23 protein-coding genes are annotated in these 20,772 nt (G+C 69.6%); 10 read left to right on the forward strand and 13 right to left on the reverse strand.

The genetic code is table 11. The features are described 5' to 3' along the window. Window positions 1–68 precede the first annotated feature (68 nt). Genes ACIGXX_RS20835 through ACIGXX_RS20845 form a run of 3 tightly spaced genes read left to right on the forward strand, consistent with a single transcriptional unit; the run spans window position 69 to window position 1,177 of the window. Window positions 69–281 (forward strand): hypothetical protein, encoded by a 213-nt coding sequence (locus ACIGXX_RS20835; protein ID WP_399977550.1) that lies wholly within the window; start codon window positions 69–71, stop codon window positions 279–281. After that, window positions 278–499 carry a hypothetical protein gene (locus tag ACIGXX_RS20840; RefSeq protein ID WP_351160741.1) on the forward strand — a complete coding sequence of 74 codons (222 nt, stop codon included), beginning with the start codon at window positions 278–280 and terminating at the stop codon, window positions 497–499. Before ACIGXX_RS20835 ends, ACIGXX_RS20840 begins: the two co-directional genes overlap by 4 nt. 54 nt (window positions 500–553) lie before the next feature. Next, on the forward strand, window positions 554–1,177 hold the full coding sequence (locus tag ACIGXX_RS20845; RefSeq protein ID WP_383818800.1) for a DUF1266 domain-containing protein: 624 nt from the start codon (window positions 554–556) through the stop codon (window positions 1,175–1,177). Between the two features lie 6 nt (window positions 1,178–1,183). Here the strand turns inward: ACIGXX_RS20845 and ACIGXX_RS20850 are convergent, their stop codons facing one another. After that, window positions 1,184–1,861, reverse strand: a complete 678-nt coding sequence (locus ACIGXX_RS20850; RefSeq protein WP_399977553.1) for an AIM24 family protein — start codon at window positions 1,859–1,861, stop codon at window positions 1,184–1,186. A 112-nt stretch (window positions 1,862–1,973) separates the two neighbouring features. On the opposite strand from ACIGXX_RS20850, the gene recO reads away from it, so the two are divergent. Beyond that, window positions 1,974–2,726, forward strand: a complete 753-nt coding sequence (gene recO, locus ACIGXX_RS20855) for a DNA repair protein RecO (RefSeq protein ID WP_351160317.1) — start codon at window positions 1,974–1,976, stop codon at window positions 2,724–2,726. Between the two features lie 60 nt (window positions 2,727–2,786). After that, window positions 2,787–3,608, forward strand: a complete 822-nt coding sequence (locus ACIGXX_RS20860) for an isoprenyl transferase (RefSeq protein WP_351160314.1) — start codon at window positions 2,787–2,789, stop codon at window positions 3,606–3,608. 72 nt (window positions 3,609–3,680) lie between these two features. Here ACIGXX_RS20860 and ACIGXX_RS20865 read toward each other — a convergent pair whose 3' ends face one another. The 4 genes from ACIGXX_RS20865 to ACIGXX_RS20880 are packed head-to-tail and all read right to left on the reverse strand — an operon-like array spanning window position 3,681 to window position 6,922. Next, a complete protein-coding gene (locus tag ACIGXX_RS20865; protein ID WP_351160311.1) occupies window positions 3,681–4,136 on the reverse strand; it encodes a transcriptional repressor in 456 nt (151 codons plus the stop codon). Between the two features lie 37 nt (window positions 4,137–4,173). Beyond that, the gene (locus ACIGXX_RS20870; protein ID WP_351160308.1) at window positions 4,174–5,091 is read right to left on the reverse strand and encodes a metal ABC transporter permease; all 918 of its coding nucleotides are present in this window, start codon (window positions 5,089–5,091) and stop codon (window positions 4,174–4,176) included. Window positions 5,092–5,093: 2 nt separating this feature from the next. After that, the gene (locus ACIGXX_RS20875) at window positions 5,094–5,894 is read right to left on the reverse strand and encodes a metal ABC transporter ATP-binding protein (protein WP_399977559.1); all 801 of its coding nucleotides are present in this window, start codon (window positions 5,892–5,894) and stop codon (window positions 5,094–5,096) included. Window positions 5,895–5,929: 35 nt separating this feature from the next. Next, window positions 5,930–6,922: a metal ABC transporter substrate-binding protein gene (locus ACIGXX_RS20880; protein ID WP_399977563.1), complete on the reverse strand. Its 993-nt coding sequence runs from the start codon at window positions 6,920–6,922 to the stop codon at window positions 5,930–5,932. 189 nt (window positions 6,923–7,111) lie between these two features. Here ACIGXX_RS20880 and ACIGXX_RS20885 point away from each other — a divergent pair, with 189 nt between their 5' ends. After that, complete coding sequence (locus ACIGXX_RS20885) at window positions 7,112–8,491, forward strand: glycine--tRNA ligase (protein WP_351160301.1); 1,380 nt, start codon at window positions 7,112–7,114, stop codon at window positions 8,489–8,491. A gap of 99 nt (window positions 8,492–8,590) precedes the next feature. Beyond that, window positions 8,591–8,797 (forward strand): hypothetical protein, encoded by a 207-nt coding sequence (locus ACIGXX_RS20890; RefSeq protein WP_351160298.1) that lies wholly within the window; start codon window positions 8,591–8,593, stop codon window positions 8,795–8,797. Between the two features lie 19 nt (window positions 8,798–8,816). On the opposite strand, the gene ACIGXX_RS20895 is transcribed toward ACIGXX_RS20890, so the two are convergent. From ACIGXX_RS20895 to ACIGXX_RS20915, 5 genes are all read right to left on the reverse strand, one after another. Beyond that, a complete protein-coding gene (locus ACIGXX_RS20895; protein WP_351160295.1) occupies window positions 8,817–9,398 on the reverse strand; it encodes a TetR family transcriptional regulator in 582 nt (193 codons plus the stop codon). Between the two features lie 24 nt (window positions 9,399–9,422). Continuing rightward, window positions 9,423–10,439, reverse strand: coding sequence for an aldo/keto reductase (locus ACIGXX_RS20900; RefSeq protein WP_399977568.1), 1,017 nt, complete (start codon window positions 10,437–10,439; stop codon window positions 9,423–9,425). A gap of 323 nt (window positions 10,440–10,762) precedes the next feature. Beyond that, a complete protein-coding gene (locus ACIGXX_RS20905) occupies window positions 10,763–11,191 on the reverse strand; it encodes a protein-tyrosine phosphatase family protein (RefSeq protein WP_351160290.1) in 429 nt (142 codons plus the stop codon). A 77-nt stretch (window positions 11,192–11,268) separates the two neighbouring features. Continuing rightward, window positions 11,269–12,753 carry an MFS transporter gene (locus tag ACIGXX_RS20910; RefSeq protein ID WP_366462032.1) on the reverse strand — a complete coding sequence of 495 codons (1,485 nt, stop codon included), beginning with the start codon at window positions 12,751–12,753 and terminating at the stop codon, window positions 11,269–11,271. 80 nt (window positions 12,754–12,833) lie between these two features. Further along, on the reverse strand, window positions 12,834–13,625 hold the full coding sequence (locus tag ACIGXX_RS20915) for an MFS transporter (protein ID WP_399977620.1): 792 nt from the start codon (window positions 13,623–13,625) through the stop codon (window positions 12,834–12,836). A 246-nt stretch (window positions 13,626–13,871) separates the two neighbouring features. Between ACIGXX_RS20915 and ACIGXX_RS20920 the strand changes: the two genes are divergently transcribed. Together ACIGXX_RS20920 and dusB are read left to right on the forward strand one after the other, a co-directional pair. Then, on the forward strand, window positions 13,872–14,759 hold the full coding sequence (locus ACIGXX_RS20920) for a helix-turn-helix transcriptional regulator (protein WP_351160281.1): 888 nt from the start codon (window positions 13,872–13,874) through the stop codon (window positions 14,757–14,759). 46 nt (window positions 14,760–14,805) lie between these two features. Next, on the forward strand, window positions 14,806–15,936 hold the full coding sequence (gene dusB / locus ACIGXX_RS20925; RefSeq protein ID WP_351160279.1) for a tRNA dihydrouridine synthase DusB: 1,131 nt from the start codon (window positions 14,806–14,808) through the stop codon (window positions 15,934–15,936). A gap of 3 nt (window positions 15,937–15,939) precedes the next feature. On the opposite strand, the gene ACIGXX_RS20930 is transcribed toward dusB, so the two are convergent. Then, window positions 15,940–17,208 (reverse strand): cytochrome P450, encoded by a 1,269-nt coding sequence (locus ACIGXX_RS20930; protein ID WP_361462480.1) that lies wholly within the window; start codon window positions 17,206–17,208, stop codon window positions 15,940–15,942. A 49-nt stretch (window positions 17,209–17,257) separates the two neighbouring features. Next, window positions 17,258–18,586 (reverse strand): glutamine synthetase family protein, encoded by a 1,329-nt coding sequence (locus ACIGXX_RS20935; RefSeq protein ID WP_399977623.1) that lies wholly within the window; start codon window positions 18,584–18,586, stop codon window positions 17,258–17,260. Between the two features lie 215 nt (window positions 18,587–18,801). Here ACIGXX_RS20935 and ACIGXX_RS20940 point away from each other — a divergent pair, with 215 nt between their 5' ends. After that, a complete protein-coding gene (locus ACIGXX_RS20940) occupies window positions 18,802–19,212 on the forward strand; it encodes an ankyrin repeat domain-containing protein (RefSeq protein ID WP_399977574.1) in 411 nt (136 codons plus the stop codon). Here the strand turns inward: ACIGXX_RS20940 and ACIGXX_RS20945 are convergent. Continuing rightward, window positions 19,209–20,420 (reverse strand): IS110 family transposase, encoded by a 1,212-nt coding sequence (locus ACIGXX_RS20945; protein WP_399977577.1) that lies wholly within the window; start codon window positions 20,418–20,420, stop codon window positions 19,209–19,211. The two genes, ACIGXX_RS20940 and ACIGXX_RS20945, sit on opposite strands and share 4 nt — an antisense overlap. Window positions 20,421–20,772 lie beyond the last annotated feature (352 nt).

The following is a 20,772-nucleotide window of genomic DNA, read 5'->3' on the forward strand; positions in this document are numbered from 1 at the left end:
AGTGTAGGCCGGACGCGTCACCATCGAGACACGAAGCGTGAAATCCGATGGGAAAGGGGAGCCACGTCATGGCTGTTAGCAAGGTGCACTCGACGCAATGCGTCGAAGAAGCGGAGGAGACCGTGAAGGAATTGCGTGCCGCGCTCGCACGGGCCGGAATTATTCTTCCGTCATTGCGGATCGACCCCACATCCTGGTCCCGCCAGGCCCCCTGTCCGCACATTGAATTGGGGCACGCGCCACTGCCACGCGGCGCGGGCGAAGGCGAGGGCCCGAAGTGAACCTCTACCTGCCCATCGGCGCCTACGCCGTCGACACCAGCACCGGCCAGGTCGGCAGGGTCATGGGCCACGAAGGGCCCTACATCCAGCTCCGCCCCTTCGGCGGCGGACGGGAGTGGGACTGCGCGCCCGACGCGCTCAGAACCGCCACCGACTCGGAGCGGCTGCGCGCCGCCACCGCCTATGCGAACGCACGGAGCCGGGGCGAGGTCCCGTGACGTAGGAGAAGCACCGTGACGTAGGCGAAGTCCCGTGACGTATGGTGCGGGCGCATGGCCATATGGAAGTGGAGCAAGCCGAAGGTCGAGTCCAGGTACCCGACGCCGCTCACCGTGCACCAGCTGTGGATGGTGTCGCTGGGCGCACCGGTGAGCCGGGACAAGGACGCATCCCGGACGACGCTGTATCCATTCACCCGCGTCGACGACGCCAAGGCCGAGAAGTGGCTGGCCGAGCAGTGGGAGATCACCGCGCCCGAGCAGCTGCTCGGGCGCCTGGGCGGTCTCGCGAACACCGGCTACCGCGCCATGGCCCAGCGGCGCACCGGCGTCGCACCCCTGGCCTGGGACATCGCGCTCTACGTGGACATCGCACGGCGCGGCTTCGCCTGCGGGATGCTGAGCGAGGTCGACACCTGGAACCGGCTCAAGAACATCGTGCCGAGGGTCGCGGGGACGTACGCCTCCTGGAAGGAGTACGCCGACCACTACCTCCTCGGCAGGCAGGTCTGGCAGGAGAGCCTCAGGGGCACGCGGGACGAGAGCTTCCCCGCGCCCCAGGCCGCCTCCGACGCCCACCTGCAGGCGCTCCTGGACCCGGCGAACCGCACGAGCCCGTGGAACCTCGCCCCCTGGGAAGCCATCGGCCACCCCGACCGGCCCCGCCCCGCCCGCTAGAGAGGGCTAGTGCTGCTGCGGCTTCTGCGGAGTCGCCTCGCTCGGCCGCACGATGACGTACCCCTCGCCCCGCAGCATCAGCTGCACCGCCTCGCCGGAACCGCCCCTGATCATCGAGCCGATGGACTGCGATCGGTGCAGCGTGGTGTCCAGGTTCGCGGTCCAGCCCACCACCGCGTCCGTGTCCACGTACACCGGCTGCTGGGGCGTCACCGGGATCACCAGCGGGTTGCCCTCGCAGACCAGGCCGAGCTGCCCGGCTCCCGTGAAGACGCTGTTGAAGAGGCCGCCGCCGGTGATGCCGGCGCCCTTCACCGTCTTGATCTCGTACGACAGCGTCGCGTCGAAGCACAGGACGTTGCGGCCGTTGACGGTCAGGACGTCACCCGGCTCTATGTCGACGATGAAGCAGTTCTGCGCCTCGTTCGCGAACCAGGCCTCTCCGTGGCCGCGCACCGCCATCAGCGGGAGACCCTCACCGGTCATCGCCCGCTTGAGCATGCCGCCCACGCCCTGGCCCTTGCGCTCGAACTGCAGGTCACCGCGGTAGGCGATCATCGAGCCCTGCCGCGCGTGCATCTCGCCGTTGACCGCGTACTTGATGGACTTGGCGTTCTGCAGGGTCATCCCGGGGACGACGGACTGCTGCGCCATGTGCTCTGTGGAGAACAGCTCACTCTTCATGCGGGCATTTTGTCAGGTCTGAGTCATATGGCCAGGGGTCGGCGGCGGAGGGTTGCAGAGGGTCGGAGCCACCCCGGCCACGGCTGTCGGCCCCGTACGCGAGAATGGGTCCATGAGTCTGTTCCGTGACGATGGCGTCGTGCTGCGCACCCAGAAGCTGGGTGAGGCGGACCGCATCATCACGCTGCTCACCCGCAGCCACGGCCGGGTGCGCGCCGTCGCCCGCGGCGTGCGGCGCACCAAGTCCAAGTTCGGGGCGCGGCTCGAACCCTTCTCCCACGTCGACGTGCAGTTCTTCGCGCGCGGCAGCGAACTCATCGGGCGCGGGCTTCCGTTGTGCACGCAGAGTGAGACCATCGCTCCGTACGGTGGCGGGATCGTCACGGACTACGCCCGCTACACCGCCGGCACGGCCATGCTGGAGACCGCCGAGCGGTTCACCGACCATGAGGGCGAACCCGCCGTGCAGCAGTATCTGCTGCTCGTGGGCGGGCTGCGGACCCTCGCCAACGGCGAGCACGAGCCGCATCTCATCCTCGACGCGTTCCTTCTCCGCTCCCTCGCCGTGAACGGCTACGCACCCAGCTTCAGCTCCTGCGCCAAATGCGGAATGCCCGGCCCCAACCGGTTCTTCTCCGTGGCCGCCGGCGGCTCCGTCTGCGTCGACTGCCGGGTGCCCGGCAGCGTCGTACCCTCCTTGGAAGCCCTGGGCCTGCTCGGTGCGCTGCTCACCGGGGACTGGGAGACGGCGGACGCGTGCGAGGCGCGGCACGTCAGGGAGGGCAGCGGTCTCGTCTCCGCCTATCTGCACTGGCACTTGGAGCGCGGGCTCCGCTCGTTGCGGTACGTCGAGAAAACCACGTAAGCACGGTCAGTACGTCAGTACGTCAGCACCACACGTCAGCTAGGTAGGAGAGAGCCCCCCATGGCACGTCGCGGAATCCTCGGACGGTCCCGCCGTGAGTACAAGACCCCCGAGCCGCACCCCTCGGGCGCCACACCGCCGAAGATCCCCGGCGAGCTGGTGCCCAAGCACGTGGCGATCGTCATGGACGGCAACGGGCGCTGGGCGAAGGACCGCGGTCTGCCGCGCACCGAGGGGCACAAGGTCGGCGCCGAGCGCGTCCTGGACGTGCTGCAGGGCGGCATCGAGATGGGCGTCGGGGCGATCTCGCTCTACGCCTTCTCCACCGAGAACTGGAAGCGTTCCCCGGACGAGGTGAAGTTCCTGATGAACTTCAACCGCGACTTCATCCGCAAGACCCGCGACCAGCTGGACGAACTCGGTATCCGGGTGCGCTGGGTGGGCCGGATGCCCAAGCTGTGGAAGTCGGTCGCCAAGGAGCTGGAGATCTCCCAGGAGCAGACCAAGGGCAACGACAAGCTCACCCTGTACTTCTGCATGAACTACGGCGGCCGGGCCGAGATCGCGGACGCCGCGCAGGCCCTCGCCGAGGACGTGAAGGCGGGGCGGCTCGACCCCTCGAAGGTCAGCGAGAAGACCTTCGCGAAGTACCTGTACTACCCGGACATGCCGGACGTCGACCTCTTCCTGCGCCCCAGCGGCGAGCAGCGCACCTCCAACTACCTCCTCTGGCAGAGCGCTTACGCCGAGATGGTCTTCCAGGACGTGCTGTGGCCGGACTTCGACCGCCGCGACCTGTGGCGCGCCTGCCTCGAATACGCCTCGCGCGACCGCCGCTTCGGCGGGGCGATCCCGAACGAGCAGCAGATCGCCGACAGTTAGTCACGCACATACGGAATACGTGAAGGGCCCCCGCCGTCGCCCTGACGGTGGGGGCCCTTCACGTACGCATGGCTACTTGCTCGCGCACTCCGCGCACGTGCCGAAGATCTCGACCGTGTGCGCCACGTCCACGTACCCGTGCTCCGAGGCGATCGCCTCGGCCCACTTCTCGACCGCCGGGCCCTCGACCTCGACCGCCTTGCCGCACACCCGGCAGACCAGGTGATGGTGGTGGTCGCCGGTGGAGCAGCGGCGGTAGACCGACTCGCCTTCGTCGGTGCGGAGCACGTCGACCTCGCCGGCGTCGGCGAGGGACTGGAGCGTCCTGTAGACCGTGGTCAGGCCCACCGAATCGCCCTTGTGCTTGAGCATGTCGTGCAGGTCCTGCGCACTGCGGAACTCGTCCACCTCGCCCAGGGCCGCCGCCACAGCGGCGCGCTGCCGGGTGGATCGGCCTCGTACCGGGGGTCCCGCAGCTGTTGTCACAGGTGCCTCCTCAACTGAAAACTCGCACGATCGCCCGCACATCTGTCATATCCCGTCGGGCCATTGTGCCAGCTCGCTCTCAGACGGTGACCTCGTCCGCCGGACGCCGCGCCTCGGGAACGCCCGTCGCGGAGTCCGTGGCGGCGTCCACCGTGCAGGTCGCCTCCGCGGCGGACGCGGCCCGCGCCCGGCGCCGGGCCAGCGGGGTCGCCAGCGCCGTCAGGACGACGAAGACGCCGATCGCCATCAGGACGATGGTCGCTCCGGGCGGCACGTCCTGGTAGTACGACGTGACCGTGCCGGACAGCGTCACGGCGGTGCCGATGACCACCGACAGGACGAACGTCACCTTGAACGAACGGGTGATCTGCTGGGCCGCCGCGACCGGCACCACCATGAGCGCGCTCACCAGGAGCAGGCCCACGACACGCATCGCGACGGTGACCGTCACCGCGGCCGTGACCGCGATGAGGAGGTTGAGCGCGCGCACGGGCAGCCCGGTCACCCGCGCGAACTCCTCGTCCTGGCTCACCGCGAACAGCTGCTTGCGCAGGCCGACCGTGACCAGGACCACAAAGGCCGCCAGCAGGCAGATCGCCGTGACGTCGGAGTCCGAGACCGTCGAGAGCGAGCCGAAGAGGTACGAGGAGAGGTTTGCGTTCGAGCCGGTGTCCGAGAGGTTGATCAGCAGGACACCGCCCGCCATGCCGCCGTAGAAGAGCATCGCGAGCGCGATGTCGCCGCGCGTCTTGCCGTACGCCCTGATCAGCTCCATGGTCACCGCGCCGACGACGGCGATGAGCGTCGCCATCCACACGGGGCTGGAATTGAGCAGGAAGCCGAGGCCGACGCCCGTCATCGCGATGTGGCCGATGCCGTCGCCCATCAGGGCCTGGCGGCGCTGGACGAGGTAGATGCCGATGGCGGGGGCCGTGATGCCGACGAGGACGGCGGCGATCAGCGCCCGCTGCATGAATTCGGTCTGGAGGATTTCCATGATCAGCTCAGCAGTCCCGTGCGGATCGGCTCGTCGGCCGAGTGCGGATGTACGTGGTCGTGGCCGGGCAGCGCGTGCTGTCCGGTGGCCTTGGGCGGCGGCCCGTCGTGCGTCACGCAGCCGTCCCGCATGACGACCGCGCGGTCGATCAGCGGCTCAAGAGCGCCGAGCTCGTGCAGCACGAGCAGCACCGTCGTACCGGCCGCGACCTGCTCGCGCAGCGTCTGCGCGAGGATCTCCTGGCTGGCCAGGTCGACGCCCGCCATCGGCTCGTCCATGATCAGCAGCTCGGGCTCGGAGGCGAGCGCGCGGGCGATGAGCACGCGCTGGTGCTGGCCGCCGGAGAGGGCGCTCACGGAGTCCTTGGCGCGGTCGGCGAGGCCGACGAGCCCGATGGCCCGGTCGACCGCCGCGCGGTCCGCCCTGCTCGACCAGCCCAGCTTCGACAGCTTCGTACGCGAGAGGCGCCCGGCCGAGACGACCTCGCGGATCGTCGCGGGGACGCCGCTCGCGGCCGTCGTGCGCTGCGGTACGTAGCCGATGCGGGCCCACTGGCGGAAGCGCTTGAGGGGGGTGCCGAAGAGGCTTATGTCGCCGCCGGTGAGGGGGACTTGGCCGATCACGGAGCGGACGGCGGTGGACTTGCCCGAGCCGTTCGCGCCGAGCAGCGCGACGACCTCACCGCGCCTGACGGTGAGGTCGATGCCGCGCAGCACCGGGCGCGCGCCGAGGGTGGCCGCGGCCGCCCTCACCGATATGACGGGCGGGGCCGCTGCCCCGGTCGTGGCTTCCTTGGCTCCCATGGCGTGTGCCTCCGATGCTGCTGCCGGCCGTACGTTCACTTCGCGCCGAGGGCCTTCTGCAGCGCGGCGAGGTTGGACTCCATGACCTCTACATAGTCATCGCCCTTGGACTTGTCCGTGATTCCCTCCAGGGGATCGAGGACGTCCGTCTTGAGGCTCGCGTCGTTCGCGAGCGTCTTGGCGGTCTTGTCGCTGGCGAGGGTCTCGAAGAACACCGTGGAGACGTCGTCCTTCTCGGCGATGTCCTGGAGCTCCTTGATGCGGGCGGGGCTCGGGTCCGACTCGGGGTCGACGCCCGCGATGCCCTCCTGCTCCAGGCCGTAGCGCTCGGCGAGGTAGCCGAAGGCGGAGTGGGTGGTGATGAAGGTCTTGGTCCTGGTGTTCTTCAGGCCGTCCTCGAACTTCGTGTTCAGGCTGTCCAACTTCTTGACCAGGGCTTCGGTGTTCTTCTTGTACGCGGCCGCGTGGTCCGGGTCGGCCTTCTCCATGGCCTTGCCGACGCCCTTGGCGACCTCGGCGTACTTCACCGGGTCGAGCCAGATGTGCGGGTCGGTACCGGCCTCGCCTTCGCCCTCGTGGCCGTGCTCTTCCTCGTCGGAGTGCTCGTCTGAGTGCTCTTCGCCTTCGTGGCCGTGGTCGTGGCCGACCTCGGTTCCGTGCTTCTCCAGCTTGGTGAGCTCGGCGGCATCCACGGTGTTCTTCACGCCGGACTGGCCGATGGCGTCGTCGACGGCGGGCTGGATGCCCTTGAGGTAGAGGATGAAGTCCGATTCGCCGAGCGAGGCGGTCTGCCTGGGGCTGAGCTCCAGGTCGTGCGGCTCGACGCCCGGCTTGGTCAGGGTGTCGACGGAGACGTGGTCGCCGCCGATCTCCTTGGCCAGGTACTGCATGGGGTAGAACGACGCCGCCACGTTCAGCTTGCCGTCGTTGTCCGCGGCGCTGGAAGAGGAGCAGGCGGAGAGGGCCGTGAGGCCGAGGACCGTGGCGGAGGCGACGGCGGCGGTGGGTATGAGGCGACGTACGTTCATGACACTCATTTTCAACAAATCTGGAAACGATTGTCAACTAGCCGTCCGATCCGCGACGGGACACACGGCGGATACGTGGTCGATATGCGGCGGATGTGCGGTCGACCGGGAACCGATTTGATTAGGGGGGTAAGGCCGCCGGTAACCTGAAGCATTCGCTTCGCCCACCGTCGTAATGAAGAGAGCACCGTGGCCGCCGACAAGATCGACAGCATCGTCAGCCTGAGCAAGCGCCGTGGCTTTGTTTACCCGTGCAGTGAGATCTACGGCGGCCAGCGTGCCGCCTGGGATTACGGGCCGCTCGGCGTCGAGCTCAAGGAGAACCTCAAGCGCCAGTGGTGGCGCTACATGGTCACTTCGCGTGAGGACGTCGTCGGTATCGACTCGTCGGTGATCCTGGCCACGGAGGTCTGGCAGGCCTCGGGTCACGTCGCGACGTTCTCCGACCCGTTGACCGAGTGCCTCTCCTGCCACAAGCGCCACCGCGCCGACCACCTGGAAGAGGCGTACGAGGCCAAGCACGGCCGTCCGCCGGAGTCCCTGGCCGACGTCAACTGCCCCAACTGTGGCACCAAGGGCCAGTTCACCGAGCCCAAGCAGTTCTCCGGCATGCTCTCCACGCACCTCGGCCCCACGCAGGACAGCGGCTCCGTCGCCTACCTGCGCCCCGAGACCGCGCAGGGCATCTTCACCAACTTCGGCCAGGTCCAGCAGACTTCGCGCAAGAAGCCGCCGTTCGGCATCGCCCAGATGGGCAAGTCCTTCCGCAACGAGATCACGCCCGGCAACTTCATCTTCCGCACCCGCGAGTTCGAGCAGATGGAGATGGAGTTCTTCGTCAAGCCGGGCGAGGACGAGAAGTGGCAGGAGTACTGGATGGAGCAGCGCTGGAACTGGTACACCGGCCTGGGCCTGCGCGAGGAGAACATGCGGTGGTTCGAGCACCCGAAGGAGAAGCTCTCCCACTACTCCAAGCGCACCGCTGACATCGAGTACCGCTTCCGCTTCGGCGGCAGCGAGTGGGGCGAGCTCGAGGGCGTCGCCAACCGCACGGACTACGACCTCTCCGCGCACTCCAAGGCGTCGGGCCAGGACCTGTCCTACTTCGACCAGGAGGCCGGCGAGCGCTGGACCCCGTACGTCATCGAGCCCGCGGCGGGCGTCGGCCGCACCATGCTGGCCTTCCTCCTCGACTCGTACATCGAGGACGAGGCGCCCAACGCCAAGGGCAAGCTGGAGAAGCGGACGGTCATGCGCTTCGACCACCGCATCGCGCCGGTCAAGGTCGCCGTGCTGCCGCTCTCCCGCAACCCGGAGCTCTCGCCGAAGGCCAAGGGTCTGGCGACGGCGCTGCGGCAGAACTGGAACATCGACTTCGACGACGCGGGCGCCATCGGCCGCCGCTACCGCCGCCAGGACGAGATCGGCACGCCGTACTGCGTGACGGTCGACTTCGACACCCTGGACGACAACGCGGTGACGGTGCGCGAGCGTGACTCGATGAAGCAGGAGCGGGTTTCCCTCGACCAGATCGAGGGCTACCTCGCCTCGCGCCTGGTGGGCTGCTGACGTCTGCGTCCCGCTCGGGCGTCCGCCGCTGAGTGAAGGTTGAAAGAAGCCCCCGGTTCCGTATAGGGAACCGGGGGCTTCTGCTGCACACTTGGCGCCATGCCTTCGATGACCACGAGCAAGGTCAGCAGATGGGACCAGCACGGGCGCGAGCATGTGGTGCACGTGCAGAAGTCAGGTGTCCAGCGCCAGTTGAGCTGCGACACGTGCGACTGGAGGAAACGGGCCCAGTTCCTGCCCTGGCTGAAGGCGGAAGAACACCTCGCCGAGGCGCATCAGGCGACGGTGGACCCTTCGGTGCCGTGAGCCCTGCGGGCCGGGGCCGCTAGGGACGCAGGCCGCGTACGACCAGGTCGACCACCGCCGTGAAGGCGGGCTCGATGCCGGGCTTCGACCACTCGCCCGCGTACGCGGGGTCGTGGAAGCGGTTGGTGGCGTCGAAGACGGCGCGGGCTGTGGTCGTGGGGTCGGGGGCGGTGAAAGTGCCCTGGGTGGTGCCCTCTTGGATGATGGTGGCCAGTTGGCTCGTCAGGTCGGCGATGTGGCGGTCCACCACTCCGCTGTTCTCGCCCGTCAACACCGTGTACGTGGCGAACAGTTCGGGGTCGTCGCCCGCCTTGTGCTGCTTGGCGGCGAACAGGCCCGCCAGCCAGTGGCGCAGTTTCGCCTCGGGGTCCTCGGTGCCGGTGACGATTCCGGACAGGGCCTGTGACGTGCGGTCCAGCCACCGCTTCGTGACCGCCTCCCGCAGTTCCGCCTTCGTACGGAAGTGGCGGTAGACCGTGCCGTGGCTGACCCCGAGCGCGCGGGCCACGTCCACGACGGTGGCCTTCGCCGCGCCATGGCGGCGCAGCATGTCCTCCGTGGCTTCGAGGATGCGCTCGGGGGTCAGGGTGCCGGTTGCCATGACAGTGACCGTACCTGGGGGCGATCAGTGCTCGCTGTCGAGGTGCGCCATCTGTGCCTCCGGGTAGCGCGCGCCCGCGGCGGCGTCCGCGGGGACCGCCTGCTCGATCGCGGCGAGGTCGGACGCATCGAGCGTCACGTCGAGGGCGCCGAGCGCCTCGGAGAGGCGGTCGCGGCGACGGGCGCCGACGAGCGGGACGATCGAGGCGTCGTGCCGCGGGCCCTGGGCCAGAACCCAGGCGATGGCGGTCTGCGCCACGCTGACGCCCTTCTGCTCGGCGATCTTGCGAAGGGCCTCGACGAGGTCGAGGTTCCGGTCGAGGTTCTCGCCCTGGAAGCGGGGGCTCATCGCACGGAAGTCGTTCGCGGCCAGCTTGCGGTCGCGGGCGAAGTGGCCGGAGATCAGACCGCGGGAGAGCACTCCGTACGCCGTGATGCCGATGCCGAGCTCACTGACCGTCGGCAGGATCTGGTCCTCGATGCCGCGGGAGATGAGCGAGTACTCGATCTGTACGTCGGAGATGGGGGCGGTGGCGGCGGCGCGGCGGATGGTGTCGGCGCCGACCTCCGAGAGCCCGATGTGCCGGACGTGCCCCTTCTCGACCAGCTCGGCGATCGCGCCGACGGTCTCCTCGACGGGGACGTCGGGGTCGATGCGGGCGATGCGGTAGACGTCGATGTGGTCGACGCCGAGCCGCTGGAGCGAGTACGCGGCGAAGTTCTTGACCGCGGAGGGCCGCCCGTCGTACCCCGCCCAGTCGCCGTCCGGGTCGCGCAGGGCGCCGAACTTGACGCTGGTGAGCGCCTGTTCGCGGCGCGCGGCGGGTGCGGAGCGGAGGGCTTCGCCGATCAGCATTTCGTTGTGACCCATGGCGTAGAAGTCGCCGGTGTCGATGAGGGTGACGCCCGCTTCGAGGGCGGCGTGAATGGTCGCGATGGACTCCGTGCGGTCGGCGTCGCCGTACAGCGCGGACATGCCCATGGCGCCGAGGCCGATGGCGGAGGTCTGGGGGCCGGTGGTTCCGAGGGTGAGAGTACGCATGCATTCACCATGCCATGACAGATGACAGATTTCAATATCTGTCAGTTGTCACCTGTCGAGGCTCAGCGGTGCGGAGCGGCCTCGTCCGTCCCGCGATGCGTACCCACAAAACGGTTGTAGGTCGGCTGGGGCCGCTCGCGTCAGAGGAGGTGATCTCGTTGCCCGCAGCTCGTCGAAGACGACGACGGTGAAGGGGCCGTGCCGCAGATGTGCCTGGAGCGTCGACTTGCCAACTCCTGGTGCTCCTGTGATCCGCCGCGGATCCGCCACTCAACGGCCCGGCTCTTCGGTGGTGCCTCGATGTCCTCCGGCCGCCTCCTGCGTCAGCTGAACCGCCTCACGAATCTGCGCTGCCACGGCGTCTCCACCGCCCGCCTCGCATAGTGCTCCCGCACGTACGCCACCGCCTCGCCGCTCGGCACGCCGTCCAGTACCGCGATGCAGGCCAGTGCCGTGCCCGTGCGGCCCTGGCCGCCCGCGCAGGCGATCTCGACCCGTTCCGTCCCGGACCGCTTCAGTGCCTCGCGCAGGGCCGCAGCCGTTGCGGACCGGTCAGCGGGCAGGCGGAAGTCCGGCCAGCGCAGCCAGCGGGACTCCCAGGGGACGGTGGGGGGTTCCTTGCCCAGGAGGTACAGGGCGAAGTCCGGGGGCGGGCCCTCCGGGAGCGGGTCGCGCAGGCCTCGGCCGCGGATGAGTCGGCCCGAAGGGAGGCGTAGTACGCCTGGTGTCGTGGGGTTCCAAGTCGCCGTCACGGCGCGAGCGTAGTGCGCGTGTGGTGCGCGCGTTCGGCTTCGTGTTCGGTTCAGGGGCTTCGGTTCAGGGGCTCGGTTCAGGGGCGGGGCGAGCGGCGGTCCGCGTGGGGCGTCCTGTTCGCTCGTGGGCCCTGGGGCATGGCCTCCAGGCGTTCCGCCGTCCGGCGTGCCGTGCCCCTCGCCCAGCTGCCGCTCGTCAGGGCGCCGAGGACCAGGACCGCGAGGCCGCACCCCGCGATGATCCACCAGGCGGGGCGGCTCGCCTCCGTGAAGACGGCCGCGTACGACGAACTCCCCACCCCGGATGCCAGGACCGCGCCGATGACCGCGACGCCCAGGGTCTGGCCGATCTGGCGGCTGGTCGATGCCACCGCCGCGGCCACGCCCGCCTGGGAGCGGGGCATCCCGGAGACGGCGGTGTTCGTGATGGGGGCGTTCACGAAGCCGAAGCCCAGGCCGAAGAGGACGTACCCGAGGAAGAGCGTCGCGTTCGTGGTCTCCGCGTCGAAGGCGGCGAACAGGACCCCCGAAACCGTCATCGCGACCCCCGCCACCAGGAGCGGAAGCCGCGGGCCCCGGCTGCCGACCAGGCGGCCCGACAGCGGGGCGCAGATCAGCGTCATCGCGGCCATCGGCAGCATCCACACGCCCGCGTGCAGGGCGTTCAGGCCGCGTACGTTCTGGAGGTAGAGCGTGGAGAGGAAGAGGAAGCCGCCCAGTGCGGCGAAGGCGCTGATGGCGATCACCGTCGCCCCGCTGAACGGCGCCGAGCCGAAGAAGCGCAGGTCGATGAGGGGGTCGGCGCGGCGCGGCTCGTAGGCGAGGAGGCCGAGCAAGGCCAGTAGTGCCGTCGCCGCGAACGTGATGATCAGCGGCGAGGTCCAGCCCGCCGTGGGGGCCTCGATGATCGCGTACGTCAGGGCGCCGAGCAGCACCATGACCAGGAGCTGGCCCACGGGGTCGGGGCGGCGCGGCTTGGGGGCGCGGGACTCGGGGACGTACCGGATGGTGAGGAGCAGCGCCGCGAGGCCGACCGGCAGGTTGATCCAGAAGATGGAGCGCCAGCCGACGGTGTCCACCAGGAGGCCGCCCACCAGCGGGCCCGCCGCCATGGAGATGCCGACCACCCCGCCCCAGACCCCGATGGCGCGGGCCCGCTCGCGGGGCTCGGTGAAGGTGTTCGTGATGATCGACATCGCGACCGGGTTGAGCATGGAGCCGCCGACCGCCTGGAACATGCGGAAGGCCACCAGGGATTCGAGGTTGGGCGCGAGGGAACAGGCCACGGAGGCGACCGTGAAGATCACCAGGCCCACCTTGAAGATCTTCTGCCGTCCCACGCGGTCCGCCGTCGATCCGGCCAGCATCAGGAGCGCGGCGAGGACGAGGGTGTAGGCGTCGATCGTCCACTGCATGCCCGAGATGCTGGTGTCGAACTCCCGCGCCATGGTCGGCAGGGCGACGTTCAGGACGGTGTTGTCGAGGCTGACGATGAGCAGGCTCATGCAGCAGATCGCGAGGACGAGCATGCGTCGGCGGTGCGTGAGCTCTGGCGCTGGCATGAGTTCGACGGTATCCCGGCGGGCTGTGGGCCGCGCCCGTGGGCCGTGCGTCGTACGCGCGCGGACCCTCACCGCCCCCCTCAGCCGAGCCGGCGCGGCAGCCGCAGGCTCAGCAGCGCGAGCCCGACGAGCCCGGCCAGCTGCACCGCGAGCACGACCGCGAACGCGTCCCGCATCCCCAGGCCCGGCACCATGGCGAGGAAGAGCGAGCCGAGCGTGGCGACGCCCAACGCGAGGCAGGACTGCTGGACCGTCGCCGCCAGACCGCTGCCCGCGCCCGCCTTCGACGCGGGCACCGCGGCGAGCACGATGCGGTAGTAGAGGGCGAGCTGCACCCCCTGGCCCACGCCGCACAGGGCGAGGCCGGGGGCGAGGACGAGCGGGCTCAGGGACGCCCACGGCGTCCACAGCACCGTCAGCGCGAGGATCGCGAGACCGGCTCCGTGCACCGCCGCGCACACCGTCAACGCCCGGCTGCCGAGCCGTGTCACCAGGCGGGGGGCGAGCATCGACGCCGCGAACTGTGCGACGCCCATGGGGATCAGGGTCAGACCGGCCTTCAAGGGGCTGAAGCCCAGCCACTGCTGGAGCGTCACCGCGCTCACGAACATCCAGCCGGCGAAGCCGGTGAAGATGGGCAGACCGATGGTGAGACCCCTGCGTACGCCGGGTTCGCGAAGGAGCGAGGGGGGCAGCAGCGGGCTGCCGCCGGTGCGTTCGGCGCGCAGTTCGACGCGGGCGAACGCCCAGGCCAGGAAGGGTGCGGCGGTCAGGGACAGCACCGACCACAGGGGCCAGCCCGCGGCCCGTCCCTCGGTCAGGGGCAGCAGCAGCGCGATCAGGGACGCGGCGAGCAGCAGCGTGCCGCCGATGTCGCTGCGGGTGGGCTGCTCGGCGCGGCTGCGGGGTCAGGGCGGGAGCGGCGTCCGGGGCGGACCGGCCGTCCGGGGCGGGCCGGCTGCCCGGGGCCGCGGGGGCGGGCTTGAGGACGTGGGCCGTGGAGTTCGTGAGGTTCACGAGTACGACGGTCGTCGAACCATCAGCCTGGTACCAGAGTCTCTTCATCCTGGTACCCGCACTACCTGGAAACAGGGTCGCCGGGCAGGCAAGCTGATCCCATGGACACCGCAGCGCCGGCGAAGACCGACCGTATCCGCCGCAGTGAGCTCGCCGACTTCCTGCGCAGCCGCCGCGAACGCATCACCCCCGAGCAGGCCGGCCTGCCGCGTGGCCCGCGCCGCCGCACGCCGGGCCTGCGCCGCGAGGAGGTCGCGCACCTCTCCACGGTCGGCGTCACCTGGTACACGTGGCTGGAGCAGGGCCGCGCCATCCACGTGTCGGCGCAGGTGCTCGACGCCCTGTCCCGCGCCCTGATGCTGGACGCCGGTGAGCGCGCCCACCTCTTCCAGCTCGCGGGCACCGCCGACCCCTCACCGGCCGCCGAGATCGCCTCGGTCCCGCAGGGCCTGCTGCGGATCGTCACGCAGCTGGAGCCGTACCCGGCGTGCGTGCAGAACTCCCGCTACGACGTCCTCGCCTACAACGCGACGTACGGAAAGCTCCTCACCGACCTCGACGTGCTGCCGCCCGAGGACCGCAACTGCATGTGGCTGACCTTCACGCACCCCGCCTGGCAGGCCGCCATGGAGGACCGCGAGGAGACGATGCGCCGGATGGTCGCGCGCTTCCGGGCGCGGATGGCCGGGCATCTGGCGGACCCGGCGTGGAAGACGCTGCTCAGGCGGATGCGCAAGGCCTCGCCGCAATTCTGCGAGCTGTGGGAGCGGCACGAGGTGATGCAGGCGGTGGACCAGTCGAAACGGTTCAACAATGCCGCCGTGGGCCCGCTGCACTTCACGTACCACGGGCTGTGGCTCGGCCCGGCCGAGGGCCCGCGCCTGGGTACGTACGTCCCGGCGGACGCCCGCTCGCAGGCGGCCACGGAGGAGCTGTACCGCCTGGTGAAGGCCGGACGCGCAAGCAGTCGCGCGGATGAGGGACAATAAGAGGTCTGCCCCCTGCCCAACCGCTCGCCCGGAGGAACCCCGCGCCATGGAGCCCCAGCTTCAGATCGGCCCGCACGCCGTGCGGCCGCCCGTCGTGCTCGCGCCCATGGCGGGCATCACGAACGCGCCGTTCAGGACGCTGTGCCGGGAGTTCAGCGGGGGCAAGGGCCTCTTCGTCAGCGAGATGATCACGACGCGCGCCCTGGTCGAGCGCAACGAGAAGACCATGCAGCTGGTCCACTTCGACGAGACCGAGAAGCCCCGGTCCATCCAGCTGTACGGCGTCGACCCCGCGACCGTCGGCAAGGCGGTCCGCATGATCGCCGAGGAGGACCTCGCCGACCACATCGACCTGAACTTCGGCTGCCCCGTCCCCAAGGTCACCCGCAAGGGCGGCGGCTCCGCGCTCCCGTACAAGAGGCCCCTGCTGCGCGCGATCCTGCGTGAGGCCGTCAGCGGCGCCGGGGACCTGCCCGTCACCATGAAGATGCGCAAGGGCATCAACGACGAGCACATCACCTTCCTGGACGCGGGCCGCATCGCCGTCGAGGAGGGCGTCACGGCGATCGCCCTGCACGGCCGCACCGCCGCCCAGCACTACGGCGGCACCGCCGACTGGGACGCCATCGCCCGCCTCAAGGAGCACGTCCCCGAGATCCCGGTGCTCGGCAACGGCGACATCTGGTCGGCGGCCGACGCGGTCCGCATGATGAAGGAGACCGGCTGCGACGGCGTCGTCGTGGGCCGCGGCTGCCTCGGCCGCCCCTGGCTCTTCGGCGACCTGGTGGCGGCCTTCGAGGGCACGGGCGCGCCCAAGGCCCCGGATCTGCGCGAGGTCTCGAAGGTCATGCTCCGCCACGCGACGCTGCTGGGCGAGTGGATCGGCGACGAGGCACGCGGCGTCATCGACTTCCGCAAGCACGTGGCCTGGTACCTGAAGGGCTTCTCGGTCGGCTCCGAGATGCGCAAGCGCCTCGCGATCACCTCGTCCCTGGCCGAACTGGAGGACGGGCTGGGCGAGTTGGACCTCGACCAGGGCTGGCCGACGGGTGCGGACGGCCCGCGCGGCCGCACGTCGGGCAACAACCGCGTCGTCCTGCCGGACGGCTGGCTGAAGGACCCCTACGACTGTGCGGGCATCAGCGAGGACGCGGAGCTGGACACGTCCGGCGGCTGACCCTCACCGCAGCCCCACCGTGACGGGCAGCTCCTTGATCCCGTTCACGAAGTTGGACCGCACCCGCCGTACCTCACCGGCCACCCGGATGTCCGCGAGCCGCGGCAACAGCTCCTCGAACATGATCCGCATCTCCAGGCGGGCGAGGGAGTTGCCCAGACAGAAGTGCGGGCTGCCCTTGCCGAAGGTGACGTGGTCGATGTTCTCGCGCGTCACGTCGAAGCGGTACGGGTCGGGGAAGACATCGGCGTCACGATTCCCCGAGGCGAACCACAGCACCACCTTGTCGCCCTCCCGGATCAGCTTGCCGCCCAACTCCACGTCACGCGTGGCCGTCCGCCGGAAGTGATAGACGGGCGAGGCCCAGCGCAGACACTCCTCGACGCCACCCGGAATGAGCGAGGGATCGGCGACCAGTTTCGCGCGCTCGTCCGGGTGCTCGATCAACGCGAGCATGGAGTGCGAAATGGCGTGCCGGGTGGTCTCGTTGCCCGCGACCACGAGCAGCAGGAAGTAGTTGTCGAAGTCGCTCTCGGAGAGCGGGACACCGTCCTTGGGCGAGTTGTTGACCAGCGTACTCACGAGATCACTGCCACCCCCGCCACGCCGCACGGCGGCCAACTTCCGTCCATACGCGAAGACTTCGAGCGCGGCAGGGGAGCGGAACGGCAGATCGCGGTACTGCTCGCTCTCCGCGCTCTCCAGGAGAACATCGGCGTAGTCGGGATCGGTGTTGCCGATGATGCGGTTGCCCCAGTCGATGAGCTGCTGGGTGTCCTCCTCCGGAACGTCGAGCATCCGGGCCAGCACATTGATGGGAAAGTCCGCGGAGACTTCCCTCACGAAGTCGAACGTCCCTCTGGGCAGGGCCGCGTCGAGCGTGCGGGCGGTAAGGCCGCGCAGGAACGTCTCGTACGTCGCGACGGCGCGCGGAGTGAACTGCTTCTGCAGGATCAGCCGCATCGCGCGATGGCGCATGCCGTCCGTCTCCAACAGGGAACGCCGCAGGGCGATTTGATCCTCGTCGACTTCCTCGAGATTGGTGAACCGCATCGAGGTGAAGGTCTCCGGGTCGCGGTCCACGCGCACGATGTCCGCGTGCCGGGTGACCGCCCAGAAGCCGGAGTTGGGCGCCGGCTCGGGCTGCCAGTGGACGGGGTCCTCCCGGCGCAGCACGTCGAACATCCGCCAGGGCAGCGTGCCGTCGGTGAACTTGTCGTTGTCGGCGAGGTCGACGTCGGACAGGGCCAGGGGCTCCGTGACCGTGCTCATGGGACGTACTCCTTCGGATCTCAGGTCGGGCGCGGGATCAGGCGCGGGGTCAGAGGAGGAAGGCGTACTCCGTGAACTCCCATTCGGTGACGTGGTGGTGGAAGCGATCGATCTCGTCGCGCTTGTACGTGAGGAAGGCGTCGGTGAACTCCGCTCCCAGGAGTCCGGTCAGCGCCTCGTCGGCCTCCAGGGCGTCGAGCGCGGCGCCGAGCGTGCCGGGGAGGAGGGGCGCGGAGTCCTCCTGGTAGCCGTAGCCCTCCAGCGGGGCCGGCGGCTCGGCCTTGTCGCGGATGCCGAGAAGCAGCGCGGCGACGGTCCCGGCGACGACGAGATAGGGATTGGCGGAGGCGTCACCGAGCCGCAGCTCGATCCTGGTCCCCTCCCCCCGCTCGGGCGGTATGCGGAGCATGGCGCTGCGGTTGTCGAGACCCCAGTCGATCAGCCAGGGGGCGAGGGTGTCGGGGCCGAAGCGTTTGTACGAGTTGATGGTCGGGTTGAGCAGGGCGCTGAGCGCGGGAGCGTGCCGCAGGAGCCCGGCGACGGCGTGCCGCGCGGTCGCGGAGAGCCCGTCGGGAGCTTCTTCGTCCTCGAACACATTGCGTCCGCAGCCGTCGGCCAACGAGAGATGCAGATGGAATCCGGAACCGCCGAGCCCGTTGAACGGCTTGGCCATGAAGGTCGCGAGCCGCCCCTCGCGGCGGGCCGTCTCCTTGACGGCGGCCTTGAAACGGAAGGCGCGGTCGGCGGCGTCCAGGGCGTCGGAGTGGCCGAGATTGATCTCGAACTGCCCGCCGTCGAACTCGTGATTGCCCGCGATGACGCCGATGCCGAGCCCGTCCAGGGAGCGCAGGGTGCGCAGCAGGTGACCGTCCGGGTCACCGCGCCGGCCCGCGCTGTACACGTTGCCGGTGGCGCCGCCGTAGACGGACCACCCGGAGGGGGTGGCGGGGTCGGCCTCGCACAGGAAGTACTCCAGCTCGGGCCCGACGACAGGGGTGACGGCGCTGTCGGCGTACTCCTCGGCGCGCTCAAGTACGCGCCGCAGCAGGGCGCGTGGCGATTCGGCGGCGGGTTCGCCGGTGGCGGGATCGAAGGTGTCCCCGAGGCACCAGGCGACGCCGGGCTCCCAGGGCAGGGCCTGGAGGGTGGCGAGATCGGGCCGTACGCAGATGTCGGGAAGCCCGGCGTCGAGCCCGCCCGCGACGGGGACGACGTCGCCCCGGGGGCTGGTGTGATAGACGGCGCGGCAGAAGGAGAGCCCGTGGGCGCAGGCGCTCGCCAGATGTCCGACGAGGATGTCCCGACCGCGGTCGACGCCGATGAGGTCGGGATAGATGACGCGGACGACGTCGGTTCCTTGTCCGCGCAGCGATTCGATGGTCTCTGCGACGTGGGGGGAATTCCGGGGGGCTTTCTGGGGGGCTTTGTTCCTCGGGGTTGCGCTCGCTTCGGTCACCCGTGGTCCAGCCTTTCTGCGGGGCGGAGCGGGGCTATCGTTTGAGACCAAACGATAGGAACGTCCTTGGGGGTGCGCAAGCCCCTCCGGGGGGGGTGCCCCTATCTGTTTGGTCAAGCCGGGTGAGGATGGTCGGCATGACGGATCGTGATCGGTTGGGGCGGGCGGCAGTGCACTATGCGGCTGCCGACGGGGACACGGATGGCCTGCGGGTGCTGTTGGCCGGGGGTGCCGATCCGGAGGCAGCCGACAGCGCGGGCTGGACGCCGCTGCATTTTGCAGCTCAGGCCCAGTCGCCATCGGCTATTGAGGTCCTCCTGGCCGCGGGTGCGACGGTCGACGCCGCGGACGGCCATGGCAATACGCCGCTGTGGAGGGCGGTGTTCTGTTCGCAGGGCGAGGGGGCGACGATCCGGTTGCTGCTGGAGGCTGGTGCCGACCCCAACCGGGGCAATGCTCACGGTGTGAGCCCGCGGGCACTGGCGGGACGGATCGCCAACTACGACGTGGCTGCCCACCTTCCGGGCGGGGACGGGGCTTCCTCCTAGGCTCGGCCGACTGGCGTGACCGGCCGGGCTTCGTAGAAGGTGCCGTCGCGGAGCATGGCGAAGAGGACATCCGCCCTGCGTCTGGCGAGGCAGAGCAGGGCCTGGGTGTGGTGCTTCCCTCCGGTGATCTTCTTGTCGTAGTAGGCCCGCGATGCCGGGTCGCCCAGGGCAGCGAACGCGGAGAGGAAGAAGGCCCGCTTGAGCTGCTTGTTTCCCCTCCGCGAAGGCTGTTCGCCACGGATCGAGGACCCGGAGCTGCGGGTTGCCGGGGCGAGACCGGCATAGGCGGCGAGGTGGCCGGCGGTGGGGAAGGTGCTGCCGTCGCCGACCTCGATCAGGATCCGGGCTCCGGTCCTGACGCCGACTCCTGGAATCGACCTCAGGACCTTGGAAAGAGGGTGGGCCTCCAGGAGTTCCTCGATCCGCCCCGCCAGCAGCTTGCGCTGGTCAAGGACGGCGGTAAGCGATCCGGCCAGGCTTGGGACGATCAGCGCGGCCGCCTCGGTGCCCGGAACGATGACGGTCTGCTCGTCCAACGCGGCGAAGATGTCCTCGGCCAGCCGCTCGGCCATCCTCGGAGCCTTCGGCCGTAACAACGTGATCAGCCGTCGCCTGCCGGCCTTGCGGATCTGGGCCGGCGACCCGAACCGCTCCAGCAGGGCAAGGACGGCTGGGTGCTGCAACCGCGGCCCCAGCACTCGCTCCAGCGAGGGATGGATCTGTGTCAGCAGGCCGTGGAGCCGGTTCGCGGCCCGGGTTGCCTCGCCTGCGAGGTCGTCGTCGAAGCCGACGATCATCTCCAGTTCGGCGATCGTCTCGTCCTCGCCGTCGATCGCCCGCAGCGTGTGGGGCATCGCGCGGGCCGCGTCCGCGATGATGAATGCGTCCTTCGCGTCGGTCTTGGACTCGCCGGGGTAAAGGTCGGCGATCCTCCGCATCGTCAGGCCGGGCAGGTAGGCGATGGGGCAGTCCATGTCCCTGGCGACCGCCAGCGGCAGGGCGCCGATCGAGGCCGGCTGGTCGACCACGACCAGCACTGTTCCGTGCTTGGCCTTCAGCTTGGCGAAGAGCTCGCGGAGCTTGGGTTCGGTGTTGGGCAGCCGCTTGTCGAAGGCCTTCTTGCCTGCCGGGGTGACGGCGGTGACGTGGTGTTCGCCCTTGCCGACGTCCAGGCCGAGGAAGACGTCGATGTCGCCGGTGTCGATCACGTGCAGGCCCCTCCGCTCACGCCTTTCGTCCGGCCTCGCCTCGGCACCGAGCTGCCACATCCACGTTACGGAGAGCTCTTCCGGCCTGGGTGAAGCCGGTGCTCAAGCCCCTCATCAGCGGTCCGTCGATGCCTCCGGACCCGGTGACACCACCCCCCGGATCATCAACAACAAGGGGGGAAGTCATGCCGGACCCGAAGGCCGGAGGCCCCATTGCGGAGCCACGAAAAAGGTAACGGGGGGGTGCCCCTATGACATTGGTCAAGGGGTAGTCGGGGTTGGTGGTTGATAGAAGGTGCCGTCGCGGAGCATGGCGAAGAGGACGTCTGCTCGGCGTCTGGCGAGGCAGAGG

Origin of the sequence: Streptomyces sp. NPDC055243, from assembly GCF_044544025.1 — a bacterium.
In the GTDB taxonomy this organism is placed as follows: Bacteria; Actinomycetota; Actinomycetes; order Streptomycetales; family Streptomycetaceae; genus Streptomyces.

Excerpts from the sequence above, each read along its gene's own strand:
- dusB (WP_351160279.1), top strand. The coding sequence starts at position 14,806 with ATGGAGCCCCAGCTTCAGATCGGCCCGCACGCCGTGCGGCCGCCCGTC.
- ACIGXX_RS20890 (WP_351160298.1), top strand. The coding sequence starts at position 8,591 with ATGCCTTCGATGACCACGAGCAAGGTCAGCAGATGGGACCAGCACGGG.
- ACIGXX_RS20860 (WP_351160314.1), top strand. The coding sequence starts at position 2,787 with ATGGCACGTCGCGGAATCCTCGGACGGTCCCGCCGTGAGTACAAGACC.
- ACIGXX_RS20870 (WP_351160308.1), bottom strand. The coding sequence starts at position 5,091 with ATGGAAATCCTCCAGACCGAATTCATGCAGCGGGCGCTGATCGCCGCC.
- ACIGXX_RS20930 (WP_361462480.1), bottom strand. The coding sequence starts at position 17,208 with ATGAGCACGGTCACGGAGCCCCTGGCCCTGTCCGACGTCGACCTCGCC.
- ACIGXX_RS20835 (WP_399977550.1), top strand. The coding sequence starts at position 69 with ATGGCTGTTAGCAAGGTGCACTCGACGCAATGCGTCGAAGAAGCGGAG.
- ACIGXX_RS20845 (WP_383818800.1), top strand. The coding sequence starts at position 554 with ATGGCCATATGGAAGTGGAGCAAGCCGAAGGTCGAGTCCAGGTACCCG.
- ACIGXX_RS20880 (WP_399977563.1), bottom strand. The coding sequence starts at position 6,922 with ATGAACGTACGTCGCCTCATACCCACCGCCGCCGTCGCCTCCGCCACG.
- recO (WP_351160317.1), top strand. The coding sequence starts at position 1,974 with ATGAGTCTGTTCCGTGACGATGGCGTCGTGCTGCGCACCCAGAAGCTG.
- ACIGXX_RS20940 (WP_399977574.1), top strand. The coding sequence starts at position 18,802 with ATGACGGATCGTGATCGGTTGGGGCGGGCGGCAGTGCACTATGCGGCT.
- ACIGXX_RS20910 (WP_366462032.1), bottom strand. The coding sequence starts at position 12,753 with ATGCCAGCGCCAGAGCTCACGCACCGCCGACGCATGCTCGTCCTCGCG.
- ACIGXX_RS20895 (WP_351160295.1), bottom strand. The coding sequence starts at position 9,398 with ATGGCAACCGGCACCCTGACCCCCGAGCGCATCCTCGAAGCCACGGAG.
- ACIGXX_RS20850 (WP_399977553.1), bottom strand. The coding sequence starts at position 1,861 with ATGAAGAGTGAGCTGTTCTCCACAGAGCACATGGCGCAGCAGTCCGTC.
- ACIGXX_RS20865 (WP_351160311.1), bottom strand. The coding sequence starts at position 4,136 with ATGTGCGGGCGATCGTGCGAGTTTTCAGTTGAGGAGGCACCTGTGACA.
- ACIGXX_RS20875 (WP_399977559.1), bottom strand. The coding sequence starts at position 5,894 with ATGGGAGCCAAGGAAGCCACGACCGGGGCAGCGGCCCCGCCCGTCATA.
- ACIGXX_RS20920 (WP_351160281.1), top strand. The coding sequence starts at position 13,872 with ATGGACACCGCAGCGCCGGCGAAGACCGACCGTATCCGCCGCAGTGAG.
- ACIGXX_RS20900 (WP_399977568.1), bottom strand. The coding sequence starts at position 10,439 with ATGCGTACTCTCACCCTCGGAACCACCGGCCCCCAGACCTCCGCCATC.